The sequence below is a fragment of the Sphingobacterium sp. IITKGP-BTPF85 genome (genome assembly GCF_001006065.1).
Taxonomy (GTDB): domain Bacteria; phylum Bacteroidota; class Bacteroidia; order Sphingobacteriales; family Sphingobacteriaceae; genus Sphingobacterium; species Sphingobacterium anhuiense.
Genome location: NZ_ASZT02000103.1, coordinates 1 through 18,743, shown reverse-complemented (window position 1 = coordinate 18,743; position 18,743 = coordinate 1). Strand labels below are relative to the sequence as shown.

The 18,743-nt window shown below is 35.0% G+C and carries 20 protein-coding genes and 2 tRNA genes; 15 read left to right on the top strand and 7 right to left on the bottom strand.

The annotated features are described in order from the left end of the window. The 7 genes from L950_RS30580 to L950_RS17745 all read left to right on the top strand — a co-directional run. On the top strand, positions 1-1,988 hold a 1,988-nt coding region (locus L950_RS30580), incomplete at its 5' end, for a TonB-dependent receptor domain-containing protein (protein WP_021192125.1). Between the two features lie 37 nt (positions 1,989-2,025). After that, positions 2,026-3,312 (top strand): parallel beta-helix domain-containing protein, encoded by a 1,287-nt coding sequence (locus tag L950_RS17765; RefSeq protein ID WP_021192124.1) that lies wholly within the window; start codon positions 2,026-2,028, stop codon positions 3,310-3,312. 2 nt (positions 3,313-3,314) lie between these two features. Beyond that, positions 3,315-4,388 (top strand): SO2930 family diheme c-type cytochrome, encoded by a 1,074-nt coding sequence (locus tag L950_RS17760; protein WP_037527825.1) that lies wholly within the window; start codon positions 3,315-3,317, stop codon positions 4,386-4,388. Positions 4,389-4,428: 40 nt separating this feature from the next. Continuing rightward, positions 4,429-5,829 carry an aldehyde dehydrogenase family protein gene (locus L950_RS17755; RefSeq protein WP_021192122.1) on the top strand — a complete coding sequence of 467 codons (1,401 nt, stop codon included), beginning with the start codon at positions 4,429-4,431 and terminating at the stop codon, positions 5,827-5,829. 78 nt (positions 5,830-5,907) lie between these two features. Further along, a complete protein-coding gene (locus tag L950_RS17750; RefSeq protein ID WP_021192121.1) occupies positions 5,908-6,792 on the top strand; it encodes an alpha/beta fold hydrolase in 885 nt (294 codons plus the stop codon). Continuing rightward, entirely contained in the window at positions 6,738-7,037 is a 300-nt protein-coding gene (locus L950_RS28805; RefSeq protein WP_156169743.1) for an alpha/beta fold hydrolase, read from the top strand. Before L950_RS17750 ends, L950_RS28805 begins: the two co-directional genes overlap by 55 nt. 682 nt (positions 7,038-7,719) lie before the next feature. Continuing rightward, a complete protein-coding gene (locus tag L950_RS17745) occupies positions 7,720-8,337 on the top strand; it encodes a hypothetical protein (protein WP_021192119.1) in 618 nt (205 codons plus the stop codon). 222 nt (positions 8,338-8,559) lie between these two features. Here L950_RS17745 and L950_RS17740 read toward each other — a convergent pair. Together L950_RS17740 and L950_RS17735 are read right to left on the bottom strand one after the other, a co-directional pair. Further along, a tRNA-Met gene (locus tag L950_RS17740) sits at positions 8,560-8,633 on the bottom strand. Between the two features lie 302 nt (positions 8,634-8,935). Continuing rightward, positions 8,936-9,009, bottom strand: a tRNA-Met gene (locus L950_RS17735). A 60-nt stretch (positions 9,010-9,069) separates the two neighbouring features. Between L950_RS17735 and L950_RS17730 the strand changes: the two genes are divergently transcribed. The 5 genes from L950_RS17730 (at position 9,070) to L950_RS17710 (ending at position 14,202) form a co-directional block, all read left to right on the top strand. Then, positions 9,070-9,447: an START-like domain-containing protein gene (locus L950_RS17730; RefSeq protein ID WP_021192118.1), complete on the top strand. Its 378-nt coding sequence runs from the start codon at positions 9,070-9,072 to the stop codon at positions 9,445-9,447. Positions 9,448-9,537: 90 nt separating this feature from the next. Further along, positions 9,538-11,013 carry an LptF/LptG family permease gene (locus L950_RS17725; RefSeq protein ID WP_031289548.1) on the top strand — a complete coding sequence of 492 codons (1,476 nt, stop codon included), beginning with the start codon at positions 9,538-9,540 and terminating at the stop codon, positions 11,011-11,013. Between the two features lie 77 nt (positions 11,014-11,090). Continuing rightward, positions 11,091-12,305, top strand: a complete 1,215-nt coding sequence (locus tag L950_RS17720) for a bifunctional 3,4-dihydroxy-2-butanone-4-phosphate synthase/GTP cyclohydrolase II (RefSeq protein ID WP_021192116.1) — start codon at positions 11,091-11,093, stop codon at positions 12,303-12,305. A 56-nt stretch (positions 12,306-12,361) separates the two neighbouring features. Further along, entirely contained in the window at positions 12,362-12,760 is a 399-nt protein-coding gene (locus L950_RS17715; RefSeq protein WP_021192115.1) for a thiol-disulfide oxidoreductase DCC family protein, read from the top strand. 11 nt (positions 12,761-12,771) lie between these two features. Then, positions 12,772-14,202: an NAD-dependent succinate-semialdehyde dehydrogenase gene (locus tag L950_RS17710; RefSeq protein ID WP_021192114.1), complete on the top strand. Its 1,431-nt coding sequence runs from the start codon at positions 12,772-12,774 to the stop codon at positions 14,200-14,202. A gap of 96 nt (positions 14,203-14,298) precedes the next feature. Here the strand turns inward: L950_RS17710 and L950_RS30575 are convergent, their stop codons facing one another. From L950_RS30575 to L950_RS30565, 3 genes are read right to left on the bottom strand one after another with little or no spacing between them, the layout of a single operon-like run. Beyond that, positions 14,299-14,772, bottom strand: coding sequence for a sugar phosphate isomerase/epimerase family protein (locus L950_RS30575; protein WP_197086522.1), 474 nt, complete (start codon positions 14,770-14,772; stop codon positions 14,299-14,301). Beyond that, positions 14,742-14,915: a hypothetical protein gene (locus L950_RS30570; RefSeq protein WP_197086521.1), complete on the bottom strand. Its 174-nt coding sequence runs from the start codon at positions 14,913-14,915 to the stop codon at positions 14,742-14,744. The genes L950_RS30575 and L950_RS30570 overlap by 31 nt, the downstream gene beginning before the upstream one ends. After that, complete coding sequence (locus L950_RS30565) at positions 14,912-15,187, bottom strand: hypothetical protein (protein WP_197086520.1); 276 nt, start codon at positions 15,185-15,187, stop codon at positions 14,912-14,914. The genes L950_RS30570 and L950_RS30565 overlap by 4 nt, the downstream gene beginning before the upstream one ends. 422 nt (positions 15,188-15,609) lie before the next feature. On the opposite strand from L950_RS30565, the gene L950_RS17700 reads away from it, so the two are divergent. From L950_RS17700 to L950_RS17690, 3 genes are all read left to right on the top strand, one after another. Continuing rightward, positions 15,610-15,876: a putative quinol monooxygenase gene (locus tag L950_RS17700; protein WP_021192113.1), complete on the top strand. Its 267-nt coding sequence runs from the start codon at positions 15,610-15,612 to the stop codon at positions 15,874-15,876. A gap of 97 nt (positions 15,877-15,973) precedes the next feature. After that, positions 15,974-16,306 carry a low molecular weight protein tyrosine phosphatase family protein gene (locus L950_RS17695; RefSeq protein WP_021192112.1) on the top strand — a complete coding sequence of 111 codons (333 nt, stop codon included), beginning with the start codon at positions 15,974-15,976 and terminating at the stop codon, positions 16,304-16,306. 6 nt (positions 16,307-16,312) lie between these two features. After that, the gene (locus L950_RS17690) at positions 16,313-16,792 is read left to right on the top strand and encodes a hypothetical protein (RefSeq protein WP_021192111.1); all 480 of its coding nucleotides are present in this window, start codon (positions 16,313-16,315) and stop codon (positions 16,790-16,792) included. Positions 16,793-16,832: 40 nt separating this feature from the next. Here the strand turns inward: L950_RS17690 and L950_RS17685 are convergent, their stop codons facing one another. Together L950_RS17685 and L950_RS17680 are read right to left on the bottom strand one after the other, a co-directional pair. Then, positions 16,833-17,975: a DEAD/DEAH box helicase gene (locus L950_RS17685; RefSeq protein ID WP_021192110.1), complete on the bottom strand. Its 1,143-nt coding sequence runs from the start codon at positions 17,973-17,975 to the stop codon at positions 16,833-16,835. Positions 17,976-18,126: 151 nt separating this feature from the next. Beyond that, positions 18,127-18,672 (bottom strand): CopD family protein, encoded by a 546-nt coding sequence (locus tag L950_RS17680; protein WP_021192109.1) that lies wholly within the window; start codon positions 18,670-18,672, stop codon positions 18,127-18,129. Between the last annotated feature and the right edge of the window lie 71 nt (positions 18,673-18,743).

Below are 18,743 nucleotides of genomic sequence, written 5' to 3'. Positions count from 1 at the left end.
AAAAAAATGACCCTGTATCACCTTCCCCCTATTACGATTGGACAATTCGCTTCGCCAAAAAAATAAATGATAAAATCGCCTTCAAAATAAATACACAATATACTCAGGCTAAAGATTGGGTCGCCAATGATGCTAGCAATAAAAATGGACCAGGAACCAGCCTAACTGATCCCAACTACAATGGCGTAAATTTTTACGGAGGCTCTACCTCCACCGATATTTCTCCCTTTCTACAGGCAGCACTTGCCGGAAATCCGGATCTAGCCCCTATTATAGAACCACTACTGAGTAAACCCAACTATGTTGCTCGTACCGGATATCCAGAATATGGATACTTAGACAATACCGCCAAACTTTTTAAAATAAATGGAGAATTACGTTATAAGATAAGCCCTAAAATAGAAGCCATAGCATCAGGAACTTTCGGCACTGGAAATATCGTTTACACCAATGATACCCGATATCAACTAAAAGGTTTCAAAGTAGGACAGTACAGATTGGAATTAAAAAGCGACAACTGGTTTGTCCGAACCTATACTACCCAAGAAAATTCTGGCCGTACATTAGTAGCAGGACCTACAGCGCAATACATTAATGAGTCTTGGAAAACAAGCTATGATGGAGAAGCTGGTGGTTGGTATCCTGAGTATACATACCAACTGATCAATTCACTTGCCGGAGGAGCAGCACTCAATGATGCACACTTAGCTGCGCGAGCATTTGCAGATCAGGGACGAGCAGAGTTAGGCACTCCGCTATTCAATCGACTTAGAGATAGTATCACAAGTACACCTATTTCAGAAGGGGGTACACTCTTTCTTGATCGTAGTAAATTATACAATACCGAAGCCCAATACAACTTCAGTAATCAAATCAAATTTATGACTGTTATTGCCGGAGTCAATTGGCGTTTATATAATTTAAACAGTAAAAACACCCTATTTCCTGATAAAGATAAACCCATAAATGTAAATGAATATAGTGCATACGTGCAAATGGCGAAAAAAGTAGCCGAAGAACGATTGAACATAGCAGCTTCATTTAGATATGATAAAAACACGCTGTTCTCCTCACCAAAAGTTACATCGCGGGCGTCCCTGGTTTTCGAAGCAATGAACCAAAATTTCATTCGCTTCTCCTACCAAAATGCCTATAGCTTTCCTTCGAATATACAAGCCTTGCAAAATACTTTAAATGGATACAACAGCTATTCATCTGGAGGTTCATCACGCTTACTAAACGATAATTATCAATTTGACAAGTACCCACCATATGTCTATGAAAGTGTACTCAAGTTTCAAGAAACAGGTGATCCAGGTGTACTTGAAAAATTTCAATATGACGATATCAAACCGCAATCAGTAAATGCTTTTGAATTGGGTTATGCCGCCTTATTGGGCAATAGATTTATGATTGATATCCTAGGATATTTCTCTACTTGGAAGAATTTCATTGGCTATGCCAATGTAGCAAATACTCCAGGGACTGATGATGTCAACGCCTTAAAAGATCACAGCACTTACATACAGTATAACATTGCTTTTAATGGAGGCGAGACAGTAAATACCTATGGTTATGCCGCCAGTCTAAGTGTTGACATGGGATATAACTTTTTGGGTAAAATTAATTACTACTCCGACTACCTGAAAAACAAAAATGATAGTCAGATCAATAATTTTAATACACCAAATTATCATATCAATATGGAATTTGGAAACAGTGGCTTTGGTAAAAAACAAGTTTGGTCATTCAATACCAGTTTACGGTACAAACCCGGATATCATTATGTCGTATCGGGAGGATTAGCTTCGGGAGAAGTACCAAGTTCTGCAGTAATAGATGCACAAATTAGCTATAAGTTGATCAAAGCACGCTCCGGAATTCGTCTCGGTGCAACTAACATAACCAATAAATACTATTCAACTGGAATTGCAAATCCCAGAATTGGAGCAGTTTATTATGTCACCTACGCTTATAATATATTATAACAAACCCTAACCTTTAAACTAATAAACCATAACCATTATGAAACAACCATTTTTTCTAAAGCTTACTTTACTATTGATGATAGTAGGAATGATAAGCTCCTGTAAAGGAACAAAAGAACAGCAGGACAACTATGCTAACATCTTGACTTTTAAACCTGGCGAAGAAGCAAAGATTGAAGAGGCATTCTTATCAATAAAAGACAGTACAAGTATTTTACTTCAGGCAGGTAATTACAAATTTGACAATTTAAGTATCGTACAGGTCAAACATATTTTAATTCATGGAGAAGGCCATGATAAAACGATACTCAATTTTTCCAGTCAAACGCAAGGCGGAGAAGGTATCCGAGTTACCGATGTCAAAGGATTTACCATCGAGAACATGACCATTCGTGACTCTAAAGGTGACTTATTAAAAATCAGTAATAGTAGTGATGTGAAAGTTGCAAATTTACATGCGCTATGGAGTCAGGCAGATTCGACAAGTGGAGGCTATGCGATTTATCCTGTGCTCTGCAAAAATGTCCTTGTTGAAAATTGTTATACAGAAGGTTCTTCAGATGCAGGAATCTATGTAGGCCAAACAGACGGAGCAATTGTTCGCAATTGTAAAGCAGCCAAAAATGTGGCCGGATGTGAAATTGAAAATACGTCAAATGCAGAAGTATATAATAATGAATTTTACAACAATACAGCAGGGTTTCTAATTTTTGATTTGCCAGACTTATCGAAAAGGGGTGGTAAAGTAAAAGTTTATAACAACAACATTTATGACAACAATTTTAGAAATTTTGCTAAAAGCGGAAGTTTTGGTACCTCTTGGGGAGTAGGAAATGCTTCGCCCGGAAGTGGTATTATCATCCTGGCAGCTTCAGATATTGAAATCTGCGACAATAAAATTACTGGAAACAATACTGCAGCAATTACAATTGCATCAGGCTTTGCAACAGATGAAAAAGCTGCAGAAAAAATTAATGCCAACTATTCTCCTATTTCCAAAAACATTAAAATACACAGCAATAAACTTGAAATGGGACCAGAATTTCCAAAACCCGCATTCGAACATCGAATTGGACAAGTATTAGTTGCAACTCAAGAACAACTAAATAAATTGGACCCTAATCGCAAATTTAAAAGAATTCCATTAATCGTATATGACGGTTTCAGTAGTAATGTATTAACAAAAGGAACAGCATTAAATCCAGATTCGATCTGTATCAATCAACCTGAAGAAAATCTATTTGTAAACGCTGACTTCCAAAATGTTGCAAAGCCGGAAAACTGGAAGCCAAATACGGATAGTGCACCATTTCAATGTAAATGATCATGCAAAAGTCTTACCTTTTAACCATAAGCATCTTGCTCAGCACATTCTTAATTTTGCTCATGCATCAAGGATGTAATAACACTAATAAAGCAAAATCCGATAATAGTACTGAAGGGTTTACATTTAAGGAAAAACTTTCAGATTACGGATTTTTTAAAGGAAACCTTAAAAATTTAGAACCAGTAAAAGGCGTTACCAGATATGATTTAAGTACACCCTTATTTACAGATTATGCTATAAAAGATCGATTTATTGTGCTTCCGCACGGAAAGCAGATCAACTATAGGGCTAGTGGACCCTTAGAATTTCCAGATTCGAGCATTATCATCAAAAATTTTGCTTATACTAATGAGGCGCACCAAAAGATCATGATTGAAACCCGGTTATTAGTGAAGGATCCCAAAAATAAAAAATGGATAGTCATGAATTACCTTTGGAATAAAGAACAGACCGATGCGATTAGACATATTACAGGAGCTAAAGTACCGATTACTTTACTTGATGAAAATGGGAATAAACATGTCACTAATTATATGGTTCCAAATACAAATGATTGCAAAAGGTGTCATACTAACAACGGTACATTAACACCAATCGGTCCAAAAGCAAGAAATCTGAACTTTATTCTTAAAGATCAAATGAACAACCAGTTAACAAAATGGACTTTAGAGGGGATACTCGTTGGCTTGCCCGAAATTTCAAAAGTAGCACAGTTACCAGTATGGACAGATAGTAAACATTACAGTTTAGAGAAGCGGGCACGTGCATATTTAGATATTAATTGTGCACATTGTCATACAAAAGGTGGCGACGCATTTAATACTGGTCTATTTTTGGATTATGAAGAAAATAATCCAAATCATTTAGGCATAAAAAAAGCACCCGTTTCAGCTGGTGGAGGAGCTGGAGGATTAGATTTTGATATCATTCCGGGAAATCCAACGCAGTCTATTCTACTACATCGCATGAATAGTGTAGAACCTGGAACAGCAATGCCAGAACTCGCGCGTACTATCATTCATAAAGAAGGTGTTGCATTGATCCGAGAATGGATACAGCAATTGCCACAATAAAAATAACTTTAGAAGCATAGCTTACAAATATACTTGACTAATGACAGATCATATCCAAACCGTTTTTGAACTTCAGCTAAAAAATAAAGCTGTACTCCAATGGAGTACAGCACAACAACGTATAGTGAAATTACGTCAATTAAGAACTGCAATTGAAGAATTTGAAGAACAGATCTACGATGCATTACAAACTGATTTAAGAAAAAGTAAATTTGAGTCCGCCGTTACGGAAGTATTTTTCGCACTCAGTGAAATTGATTTTGCTATCAAGAATTTAAAACAATGGATGAAGCCAAAAAGGGCCCGCAGGACATTGACAAGTATATTGGCAACAAATCGCATATATCAGCAACCAAGGGGCGTATGTCTAATCATTGCACCTTGGAACTATCCTTTTCAACTGATTATGAATCCATTAATATCTGCTATTGCAGCTGGAAACTGCATCATATTAAAACCTTCAGAAATCAGCTCTGCAACGAGTAATGTCATCACGCAATTAATTAAAAATACTTTTCAAGCAGAGGACATAGCTTGCTTCGAAGGAGATCGTGCTATTTCAGAATTCCTACTCCAGCTTCCTTTTGATCACATATTCTTTACAGGAAGTACTACGGTAGGAAAAGCTGTTATGCAGGCTGCTTCCAAAAATCTAAGTTCCGTTACACTCGAATTAGGAGGAAAATCACCAGTCATCATTGACGAAACCGTCGATATAAAAGATGCTGCTTCAAAAATTGCTTGGGGCAAGCTTATCAATGCAGGTCAGACCTGCATTGCACCTGATCACGTATTTATACAAAGATCCAAACTTGAAGAGTTTATACAGCAGTACAAAGAAGCTGCTACCCGTCAGTTTTTTAATGACCAACAGCAACTGGATATGGCGCAATATAGTAAGATCATCAATCGACAACATGCCGAAAGATTAATGGGATTGATCACTGATGCTGTAGACAACGGGGCTTCCATAGCTTGGGGAGGAGAAGTACTGTGGCCCGAATTGACCATTTATCCTACCCTCTTATCTCATGTACCGCTAGACAGCAAAATTATGCAGGAAGAAATCTTTGGTCCAATACTCCCCGTTATTCCTTATGACGATCTAGAGATGCCATTAAATATCATCAATAGCAAGAGTAAACCTTTGGCCCTATACATTTTCAGTAAAAATAAACTTACCGTAAAACGCTTGTTAAAAAGCACGAGTTCAGGTGGCGCGTGTGTAAATGATGTCGTCATCCATGTATCTAACCCAAATCTTCCTTTTGGAGGCGTAAATGGTAGCGGAATAGGAAGTTGTCATGGTATTTTTGGCTTTAAAACATTTTCACATGAAAGGTCAGTAGCTTTTCAATCAGCATTCAACATGTCGCAACTTATCTATCCTCCTTATACAAAAAAAGAATGGGTGATGAAATTACTTCGAAAATTTATGTAAGGATAAGAACTTGCACTTATTTTTTTACGAGCTGATTATACACTATCTTTAACAGTCAAAATTAGCTTTGATTCCTGTATGTTAAACTTCTTAAAATCAAAAATTACAAGGGTACCCGCAAAGTACCATAAATCAATTCATGTACTTTCCCATTTCATTTTACTTATCGGTTGCTTATCATGCACAGCCTCGCTTGCTCAAGAAATAGATAAAAATCAACTTAAACGTCATTATGAATCTGCTACAAAACAGTTCAGTACTTATGAGCAAAAACATCGCAGGACTACAGAAACTATAAATGTAAATTTATCCTATCTCCAATGGGGCGACAATCAAAATAAAACTAAAGTACTAATATGGCTCCATGGCAGTCTAAGTAATGCTTACGAATTTGCTCCTTTTGCATTACACCTTGTCAAAATTGGTTACCGTATCATTTCAATAGATCAATATAATGCAGGAAAAACTCCTCTGCCACCATTTGATGCTTCATTCGATGATCTCTGTATTGACATCAAATCATTAATGGACACTTTAGAAATTCAACATGCTGTTATAGGAGGATTTTCCCATGGAGGCTACCTAGCGACAAATTTTTATAAACTGTTTCCTACATATGTCGCAGGTTTAATACTGGAGGATGGCGGATCAGTAGCCTTTAATACCAGCTACTTCAAGTTGAATCAAAGAGAATTAGAACAAAAATTACAAGAAGTCAATCTCCCCGCTGAAATAGAAGAAAAGTATTTCGGCTTTTATGATAACCACTTTGATGCTTACAAAAGCCTTTATGATGACAGTAATAAATCAGATCAATTTGAAATCTTAAGTTTTTTGAAACCGCTAGATCAAAATGGATCACCTACCGCGGACAACAAGAATACTATCATATGCGAGACAGTCTACAGATGTCAGAAGCAATATTTGGCAACCCTAATGTCAGTAACTATGCATCGTCCATAATTAAAGTAGCTCCATTTGAAATATTTAAACACGTAAATATTCCGGTACTTATACAAGATGCCATTTCAGTTCACGATCCTATGCCTGTTTATGCAGAAAACAAAATGCTTGCTGAAAAGCATTCCAATTTCATCAAACATATTGCTTTTGAAAATGTGGATCACAACATTCATTTCGCATATCCTGAAAAATTTCTAAAAGTTATTATTAAATTTCTAGATCAAGTAAAATTATCGCAAGATTGAACAGAAAGTTATAGATCCAATCATTAGGCCGTTTTTAAATAATACGAACAAGGCCTCATTCTTAACAAAAACAATAATACAACTCATAAATTAACACGTTAGTTAAAAAACAATAAATCAAGAAAATGATTTTTTAGATCTGTGAAATTGTTCAATTTGAATTCTTATGATACTTCTTCTAATCAATATTATTGAAATCTAGAGACAAAACATCAATAAACTTCTTGATGAAATGATGTACTGCAGTAACGATGTAGAAATAATTGAGCCCATAAAAATAGCGTTTACTGAACTTAAGTATCTTCCTTGTTCAAAATAATCCACTGCTACAAGTAGTGCCATCCGAAATAGTGGTCTTACTTTTACTATCCAACATCAAAGTGAAAAACCTTATCAAACTCCTGCTTCTCCAAAGCAATTGTTAATACTTTTGAGTTAAATGCACTCGGTGCTCGCTACGAATTGTACCAAATGACCAATGATAAGACGCGAAGGAAAAAGACATCATAAAAACATATATTATGTAGGTATTATGTAGGTATTATGTAGGTGTTATGTATCTCGACGATGTTATATAAGATCTACATAATCCTTACATGATAAGTACAATACAATTGCATATTATCTTTAATCTAACCGAGTTAATTTCTTATCTTTAACGATAACCAACGCGTAATCAGTTATGGCATTTCAAAAAGGCAACATCAAATTAGAAGGAAATATTGGGGACTTGAATTTCTACAAAAGAGGTGATGAATACCATGTGAGACAGAAAGCTTCCAAAAAAAGCAAAAATGAAATTTCCAACCTCGCCGCGCGTTCCAAAGAAAATGCACAAGAATTTGGCCGAGTCAGTTCTTTCGCAAAGAATCTCCGATATGCATTTCATAATGCCACTGGACAACATTATGAATTATTCTATGAATCCTCTAATCTCAATAGGCTGGTCAAACGATTAAATCTGATATTAAAAGCAGATGAAATCAATGAGCGGGGAAAGAGAAATATTTTACCGGCCAACCTGATGCTATTAAAGAACTTTAGCTTCAATAAAAACTCTTCACTCAAAGACAGCTTACTTTTGCCGGTCAGTATAGATTACAATAAAAACCAAGGTAATGTCTCCACTACGATCTCCAATTTTAATCCTGAATTTCATCTAGACATACCAAAAGAAACAAGTTCTTTTATGGTGCATCTAGCTGTATTCAAAATTAATGACCAAAACATGGACTTTGCAGTACAATACACACATAGTGAGCTTCTTTCAGTTCATCAACCGTTGCCTCAATCAATTTAACCTGTCAAATTGATGAGCTAATAGAAACGGAAAGTATGCTATTGGCTTTCGGAATATCATTGTACAAAGATACTGCTGGCTATCCTGTACCTCAACTCAGTCCCAATTTAAACTGTTTTGATATGATAGCATTTTTTCAGTAACAATAATGAAGTAGACATCATATCGCTAAGTTTATGGCATAAAAAAAGGAGACAACTAATATATAGTGTCTCCTTTAAGTAGCGGGGAGCAGGATCGAACTGCCGACCTCAGGGTTATGAATCCTGCGCTCTAACCATCTGAGCTACCCCGCCGTTTTTCGGTATGCAAATATAGCAATAACCCTTCAAATAAAAAGCTTTTTTTTATTTTTTTTCACTGTTTTAGCGCCTTGGCGCACAAAAAAACGCAATTACTTTATAATGAAACAAATAGTAATCATAAAAAAACAAATGTGAGAACATAAAATATCAGCAGCTTAAGCATGCAATATTTTTAATTTTTAAAATCGAAAAGTTTTTTGTAAAATAATTGCAAAGACAAAATAAATATGTATTATTACAATAATATATATAAGTATAACCAATGCACAGTTAGAAAGTATGTTAGAGTTTTGTAGCGGGGAGCAGAATCGAACTGCCGACCTCAGGGTTATGAATCCTGCGCTCTAACCATCTGAGCTACCCCGCCGTTTTTGGGAATGCAAATATAGATTTTTTTAAGTAAATAAAAAATAAATATTCATATAATATGGCTGAAAAAATAAAATTGAACTTAGAATATATAGTAAATTCTTCACCTAGAATTTTATTCCCCTATTTACAGGAGCCAAATGCCTTATCACAATGGTTTGCCGATGATGTAAATTACCGCGAATCTATTTATGAATTTATTTGGGATGATGAAGGTCAAAAAGCCAAAATTGTAAATGTTAAAGAAAACAAACTAATCCGCTATAAATGGCTTGAGGACGAGCCTTATTACTTTGAACTAGAAATTGATCAGGACGAATTAACAAATGATGTAGCACTCCGCATTACTGATTTTGCAAAAGAAGAAGATGTAGAAAATCGCAAAATGATCTGGAATAATTCAATTGAGTATCTCCAAAGTGTAATTGGAGGATAAAAAGTATATCTTTGCATCTTAATAAGGTCTATTAAATAGATCTCTAAAGCTTCAAAAATATCATAGCTTTAGAAAGGAACATATGATCGGATGAAAAAGATTTATTTACTTATTCTTAAATCCTTTATAAAGCCATTTTTCGTCACTTTTTGTATTGTGATGTTTGTGCTTTTAATGCTTTTCTTATTTAAATACATAGATGATTTAATAGGTAAAGGTTTTGAATGGTATGTCATACTGAAACTAATCGGCTATCAATGTGCGGTTCAGATCTCTATGGCTATGCCACTTTCTATGCTATTGTCATCCATTATGACTTTTGGTAATCTTGGAGAGAGTTACGAACTAGTTGCCATCAAAGCAGCAGGAGTTTCACTCAGAAGAGCCATGACTCCTTTATTCATTTTAGTAGGTTTTTTCAGTTTAAGCTCATTTCTCTTTTCGGATTACATTTTACCTATCGTAAATTTAAAGATGGGGTCATTATTATATGATGTCCGTAATAAAAAAGCTGATTTTTTAATAAAACCTGGTATTTTCAATAATACTATTCCAGGTTATTCAATACGAGCAAAAGGTAAAAATGAAAATGGTACAATCCTGTACGATTTGATGATTTACGATAATCAAGGTGGAAATGCTGGCAATACGGTTTTAATCGCTAAAGAAGGATTTATTTATAATTCTCCTGATAATAGCTATATGATCTTAAAACTTAAAGACGGTATTCGCTATGAAGATGCACGCGTAAAAAGTTCTAAAAGCTACGATCCCCGTCAGCAGTTCACGAGATTTAAATTTAAAGAAACTGAGCAAAAATTTGATATGGAATGGAATAAGATGCAGCGAACAGATGAAAATTTGTTTAAGAGCCATCATGCCATGTTAAACTTAAAACAGTTAAAAGTGTATACCGATTCTAATAAAATGAAATTAGACAGTCTTAAGCACTCTCTCTCGCTTACTGTAGATAATCGTTTTAATCTATATTCTCCATATTTTAATACCCAAGAAGGGGGCAAAAAGATAAAACCTGCTTCGGTAAAACCGTTTAATAATTTATTAGAAGATCTTGTTCTTCCCGAACAGCGTGCACAAATTACAGGAAATGCATTGAGTCAGTTAAACTACATGAAAGACGATTTGAGTAACAAATTACCTGATTACAAAGATTTAAATGGCAAAGACATCCGGTACCGCATTGAGTTTCATCGGAAATTTACATTAGCTGTCTCATGTCTTTTATTATTTGCTATTGGTGCGCCTTTAGGAGCTATTATTCGTAAAGGTGGGCTTGGTCTACCTGTTATCATGGCTATTATATTCTTTCTTATTTACCACATTATTTCTACCGTAGCAGAGAAATCAGCAAAGGACGGTGCAATTTCACCTATTTTAGGGATGTGGATGGCCATTATCATATTATCGCCATTAGCTGGATTTTTAACGTATAAATCAACCACTGACTCGGCCTTATTTGATATTGATCAGTACAAAATAAAAGCTGAAGCTGGATTGAATTGGATTAAAAGTAAGATTGGTAAAAAGAAGGCAAAATTGCAATAATAAGCTCATTTTGACTTGCACATTATAATTAAAAGAGAATACTACACTACCTTTGTATAAATACATTTAAGATATCAATGGATTTCAAATTAAACACGATTGAAGAAGCAATCGAAGATATAAAAGCTGGCAAAGTGATCATCGTAGTGGATGATGAAGACCGCGAAAATGAAGGTGATTTTGTTACAGCAGCCAGAAATGCAACACCGGAAGTGATCAACTTCATGGCAACTCACGGAAGAGGGTTAGTCTGTGCACCTTTAACAAAAGAGCGTTGTGATGAATTGAATTTAGAATTAATGGTAGGTAAAAATACCGCTGTTTATGAGACTAACTTCACTGTTTCAGTTGACTTACAAGGTTACGGTTGTACAACAGGAATTTCTGCATCAGATCGTTCAAAAACGATCAAAGCACTTATTGATCCTAATATTGACCCTGTTGAGCTTGGCCGTCCAGGACATATTTTTCCACTAATTGCAAAAGATGGTGGTGTTTTACGTCGTACAGGACACACAGAAGCTACTGTAGATCTAGCTCGCCTTGCTGGTTTCGAACCTGCAGGTGTATTGGTCGAAATTTTAAAAGAAGATGGTGAAATGGCTAGACTTCCGGAATTAATGGAAGTAGCAAAGCGCTTTGATTTAAAAATTGTAAGTATTGAAGACCTAATCGAATATCGTCTTAAACATGATTCACTTATCGTCGAAGAAGTTCAAGTGGATATGCCAACAGCATTTGGTGATTTCAAATTGAAAGCTTACACCCAAAAAGATACAGGAGAACATCATCTCGCGCTTTATAAAGGGGAATGGACAGAAGATGAACCAATTCTAGTACGCGTACATAGCTCTTGTCTTACAGGTGACATCTTTGGCTCATGCCGTTGTGACTGTGGTCCACAGTTACACAAAGCAATGGAAATGATCCAAAAAGAAGGTAAAGGGGTTATTGTGTATATGAATCAAGAAGGTCGTGGAATAGGCCTTGTTAATAAATTACAAGCCTATAAACTGCAAGAAAATGGAGTTGATACTGTTGATGCCAATACACAATTAGGTTTCAAAGCCGATTTACGCGATTATGGAATCGGAGCACAAATCTTACGCAATCTAGGAGTAACAAAGATGCGTTTAATGTCTAACAATCCTGCAAAAAGAGCTGGATTAGTCGGTTATGGATTAGAAATCGTGGATAATGTTGCTATAGAAATCAAATCAAATCCTTATAACGAGCAATATTTAAAAACTAAAAGAGATCGAATGGGACATACCATTATGAAGAATCTTTAATCATACTTGTAAAAGGGAGTTCGGAAGTTCTCCCTTTTTATTTATAATTTCAATTGATGAAAGCAGAAATTAAACAGCTTATTTTATTTGACGGGGTCTGCAATTTCTGCAACAATACAGTCAATTTTATCATCAAGAAAGACAAAAAAGATCAGTTTAGATTTGCTTCCCTGCAGTCGAAAATTGCACAGGATTTTATCAGCGGTCTGCCGTCAAATACGGACTCCATTGTATACGTTAGAAATCAAAAGGTTTTAGTAAAAAGTACTGCGGCATTATTTATCGCAATGGATTTAGGATATCCCTTTAAAATTCTTGCTATTTTCAAGTTGATACCAACTTCCTGGCGAGACAGTTGTTATGATTATATCGCGAAAAATAGGTATCGCTGGTTTGGTAAAATAGATCAATGCGAAATACCAACAGAACACAACCGCAAAAATTTCATCTCATAAATATAAAAGCTATGAAAAATCCCTTATTGCTTAATCAAGCATATATAAATGGAAAATTCATTTCCCACACAAAGACATTCGATGTTATCAATCCTGCCACAGGAAATATTATAGACACCGTTCCAGATTTAGAAGTCGCTTCATGTAAAAAAGCAATTACCGCAGCAGAAAAAGCTTGGGTGACCTGGCGTAAAACAGCTGCAGTGGACCGTTGCAACCTTGTTAGAAAATGGTACGAATTAATCCTAAAAAATAAAGTCGATCTAGCTGAAATTATAACGCTAGAAAGTGGAAAACCGCTAAAGGAATCCTTAACTGAAGTTGACTATGGTAATTCTTTTGTCGAATGGTTTGCCGAAGAAGGAAAACGTGCTTATGGAGAAACAATACCAATTGCTCAAAATGGAAATCGAATGATGACCATAAAGCAAGGCATAGGTGTTGTAGCTGCCATTACACCCTGGAATTTTCCTTTAGCGATGGTAACACGTAAAGTAGCACCGGCGCTAGCGGCAGGATGTACTATTATTTTAAAGCCCGCTTCACAAACCCCATTCTCAGCAATTGCATTGGCAAAATTAGCCGAAGAAGCAGGTATTCCTAAAGGTGTATTTAATGTGGTAACAAGTAAAGACAGTTCTGGTTTTGGCAAAGAGCTAGCGACCAACACGACCATACGGAAACTCTCATTTACAGGTTCAACCGAAGTAGGAAAAACATTAACAATTCAAGCCGCCTCTAATATCAAAAAAGTATCTATGGAGTTAGGGGGCAATGCGCCATTCATTGTTTTTGATGATGCAGATATAGATGCCGCGGTAAAAGGAGCAATTGCAGGTAAGTTTCGTAATTCAGGCCAGACCTGTGTATCCATTAATAGGTTCTATATTCAGGAAACAGTATATCATGCTTTTGCTGAAAAACTTAAAGCAGCAGTGAAAGAATTGAAAGTAGGTAATGGACTGGATAAAAACGTACAAGTCGGCCCACTAATTAATGAAAAAGGTTTAGAAAAGGTAAAACAGCACATTTCAGATGCCCTAAAGCATGGCGCAAAAATAACAACAGGAGGCAACCCCTTAACTGGACTTTTCTTTGAACCTACAGTACTTACAGATTTACCTCATGATGTACTTATAGCACAAGAAGAAACCTTTGGCCCCATATGCGCTCTATTTAAATTCACCACAGAAGAGTCCGTTATTCAATTAGCCAATGACACACCATTTGGTCTAGCCTCATACTTCTACAGTCAAAACATCAGCCGCTGTTTTCGTGTTGCCGAACAATTAGAAGCAGGAATGGTCGGTATTAATACCGGATTAATTTCAAATGCTGCGGCACCATTTGGAGGAGTTAAAGAATCAGGAGTCGGTAGAGAAGGATCCAAACATGGATTGGATGAATACATGGAAATAAAATATCTTTGCATCGCTGAATAATAAGAAGGACATTAACATGCAAATAAATTAAAAAAGAAAAGCACGAGTCAAAATGACTCGTGCTTTTCTTTTTTATAATTCAGTAGACCTGATATACTATTTAGCGTAGCTAGCTTGCACATATGGTGCGGCTAAAAGATAATCGATACTTTCTTTCAAGCCTTTTTCCAAATCAACAGAAACCTCTTCAAGTTCAACAAATATATGCTTCACTCCTGCAGTTTTAGCATTCTTAAAGATTGCATCAAATCCAACCATACCACTTTGACCAATTTCACGGCGATCTTTGATATGAAGAGCAGTAAATCTTCCTGGATATTTATTAAAATAATCTACAGGGCTAGATCTACCAATAACTGTCCAATAAACATCCATTTCAAAAAATACATCTTGCGGATTTGTATGTTCAATCATATAGTCCAACATGATAACTTTATCTTCCACTTTCTGAAACTCATGAGCATGATTGTGATAGCCATACTTAAGACCATTTTGACGACATAATTTACCAACCTCATTTAGATATTTACATTGCGTGTCTAGATCTTTAATTGTTTTTGGAACTTCCATCCATGGAGTAACAATATATTGCATACCAGCGCCTTATGTGCCTCTATCGCTTTACTCCACCATTCCAATGCTTTTGAAAAATCTCCAGAAGCTAATTCTTCATTGGAAAGATTTCTAGTGGCATGGGATGAAACAACTTTCATTCCCGCTTCTCAACTTTACTCTTAAAATCCTGTGGAGAGTTATTATAAAATTTCCCTTCGCTAAATCCTGCGGCTTCAACTGCCGTATATCCCATGGCTGACAATTTTTTCAATACAGGAAAGTAATCTGCATCATTTTTAATCAAACTTCGAACAGAATACAATTGCAAGCCAATATCTTTCTTTTTCAATGTTTGAGCAACACTGTCGAATCCAGTAAGGCTAGATCCTGCCATCAAAAGGACAGCTACTAAAAATTTTAATTTCTTCATAATTTATTTTTCTAAAAATCTTCCGTAAAAACATTATTGAACTTTATTAAATAATGTTTATTCATTGTAAATAGTAATAAAGACTATCGGAAGATTAAATGTAATATTATACATTATTTCAAAAAAATACAACAACAACATTTAAAATTTAGATAACAATTCAGGTACAATCATGACAAATAATATCGCATGATTACTAATCTCATCTATAAATAGAAATAAATCTTAATACATTAATTCCTCAGATACAATAAAAGAAGGACTTCATAAAGACCAATTTTAAGAGCTTATTGATCGTATTGAAAACATTGATGAATGAAATTTCATTGAAAAATCATACTTTAGAAAAAATGTTATATCCCTAAATCCAATTGGATATAATAAAACAAGCTTAATAAAATCTAATCCATAAATAATTATAAATGAAAATTTACCTTACTGTTGTACTAAGAACAAAAGAAGCATATCGCGACCAAGTAAAAAAGACACTGCAGGAAATGGTTCGTTTAACACGACTTGAACCAGCCGCCGAACTGTATAATTTACATCAAGGCATAGAAGACCCGAATGTATTCACATTTTATGAAATTTGGAAAGATCAAGCAGGTCTTGATGCCCATAATGCCCAACCGTATATCAAAGATTTTGGACCAAATATGGCGTATTTTTACAAGAAGAACCAACACTGATTAAGACGGTTATGATTTAAATAAGAAAAAATATTATCAATAGCATGCTGATCTATAATCTATCTTCTTCCTCTTTCCATATAATTCACCTATAATCATGCTAAACATATTATTTATTTGCAGCCGCAACCGCTGGAGAAGCTTAACAGCAGAAACAATTTATAAAAAACATAAAACTGTTCGCGTTAAATCTGCTGGTACAGAAAATAATGCACGAATTAAAGTGAATGCCAAACATCTAAACTGGGCAGATATCGTATTTGTTATGGAAAATCATCACAAAGAGAAAATAATACAGCAATTTCCAAATGAATGTAATAATATAGAAATCGTTATATTAGAAATACCTGATGAATATAAATACATGGATAAAGAACTCATCGAAGAAATACAAGATTCCGTTTCATGTTATATTTCCGATAAATTATAAGTAACATTGATTATCAAAAAAACAGATTTAATCTATGCGAGCCTTTTTTCCGAGCACTTTTCACTCCATAAAACATATTGTTACTTAATAACAATATTATTCACTTTAAGTTGCCAGCCTAGTGCGGTCAATTTTCCTGCTAAACATTATCGTGCAGTTTCAAAAAGAGATACAGCATACCTTCAGCTTACTAAAAATGAAAACCATTTTTACGGGCACTATACGATCCAATATGGTAATAGCGGCAAAGACTCAGGAGAAATTAGAGGAAATATAAAGGGAGACACATTAATTGGAGACTATTTTTATATGCCACATAGTGGAGGAGTAAAAAAAAGAACACCATTTGCACTACTGCAGGATGGAAAAACACTACGATTAGGAAATGGAGCGATAGTAAGATTTCTGGATATTCCCAGTTACTCTCCTGACGTTGCAATCAACTATGATAGTGTCAAGTTTGTCTTCACAGAAATTTTACATTAAACAAAATAGCCCGCTAAAAAAGCGGGCTAATAAAATTATATTAATAACCGTGCAGATTTACTTCATCTGTTCGTTTAATATCGACCTTTTTGCCCATTTTCTTCTGAATAACAGAAAAATGATGCAACTCCTCATCTGTTAATAAGGTAATAGCAGTTCCTAAATTATTTGCACGACCAGTTCTTCCTATACGATGAACATAATCTAACGGAGAACGAGGTAATTCAAAATTAATAACGACTGGCAGAGAATCGATATGAATACCACGGCCGATCAGATCAGTAGCTACCAAAACCTGTGCATCTCCTTTTTTAAAATAATCGAGGTGATCCTTTCTATTACTTTGCGATTTCTGACCGTGGATAGAAATTGCTCTAATTTTATTTTTCAATAATTTTTCCACCAATTTATCTGCCGTACGTGTAGAAGATACAAATACAAGTACTTGGTTCATCTTTTGCTCTTTGATAAGATAACGCAAAAATGGACCTTTAGTCTCAGGAGTTACATGGTAAGCGATCTGTTCGATCTGATCAATATTGGCTTCTTCACTTTCAATCTCTACAACAACAGGCTTAATTGAAAGAAGATTATTTATTTCAGTTATTTTATCATTTAATGTCGCAGAAAACAAGGTAATTTGTTTTTTCTTAGGCATTAAAGCCAAAAGTTCCCTGAGCTCATCCTCAAAACCCATTTGAAATAACTTATCAGCCTCATCAATAACCAAATGTTGAATATGACTAATGCTCAGCGCCTTGTTCTTAATTAAGTCCAATAAGCGGCCTGGAGTTGCTGTTAAAACTTCTACCCCAAGCATACCTTTCATTTGTGGATTAATAGATACACCACCATATACCGCCATAGTTTTTATCTCTCGCTTTAGATTACCAGTAAAGGCTCTAAAAACTTCATCAATCTGAATGGCTAATTCTCGGGTAGGAACAAGTACAAGTACTTCAATATTTCGATCTCTTTTAACAACATCAATTTGTAACTTCTCTAATATAGGCATCACAAAACATGCAGTTTTCCCAGAGCCTGTTTGCGCAATACCCATCAGATCTTTTCCCGATAAGATAACTGGAATAGCTTGTTCTTGAATAGGAAAAGGTTTCAGATAACCTAATTGCTTGACAGAACTAATAATATTGTGTGATAAACCTAAAGACTCAAATGACATAAAATGTTTTATTTACTGCAAATGTACACTATTATTTATTCTCAATAGTTATCCAGTAAAGATCAGATCAACATCTGCTAGTCTAAATAACCGAATTTAATAGTAATAATTAGTTTGGAATGATCCCGATTTTTTAGAAATTAAAAAATAATTATTTGCCTTCTCTTGAAGTTCTATATTTTTTATAAGCTTTGATTAATATCATTAATACAATCGCCAGTGATAGCAGACCGACAACGCCATAGATCCAGTTCAATGCAGATTTTAAAACAACGGTAAAAACAATGGAAAACAACAGTACAGTAGATACTTCATTCCACATTCTAAGTTTTGAGGAACTAAGCGTTGATTTTTCATCTCTAAGATTAAACATCATCCGTTGACTGATAAAATGGTAAGCAATCATAGCTGCCACAAATAGCAACTTGACATGCATCCACCCCATTTGTAATAATGATGGATTAAAATACAGCATTACTAAAGCCGAGAAAACTGTAATGTACATAGCAGGAGTAGTTATTACCCACCACAATCGGTTCTCCATGATTGAAAACTGCTTATGTAAAACGGTATATGCCTCTTTAGATTGATCTTTTGCCTCTGTATGATAGATGAATAGTCGGGGCATATAAAATAATCCCGCCATCCAACAAATGACAAATATGATATGTATCGCTTTAGCGTAAAGATAAATCATAATCCTAAAAGTATGAATACAAAGATAATTGAATATTGAGTTATTGAGAAGAACTTATTTACTACAAACAA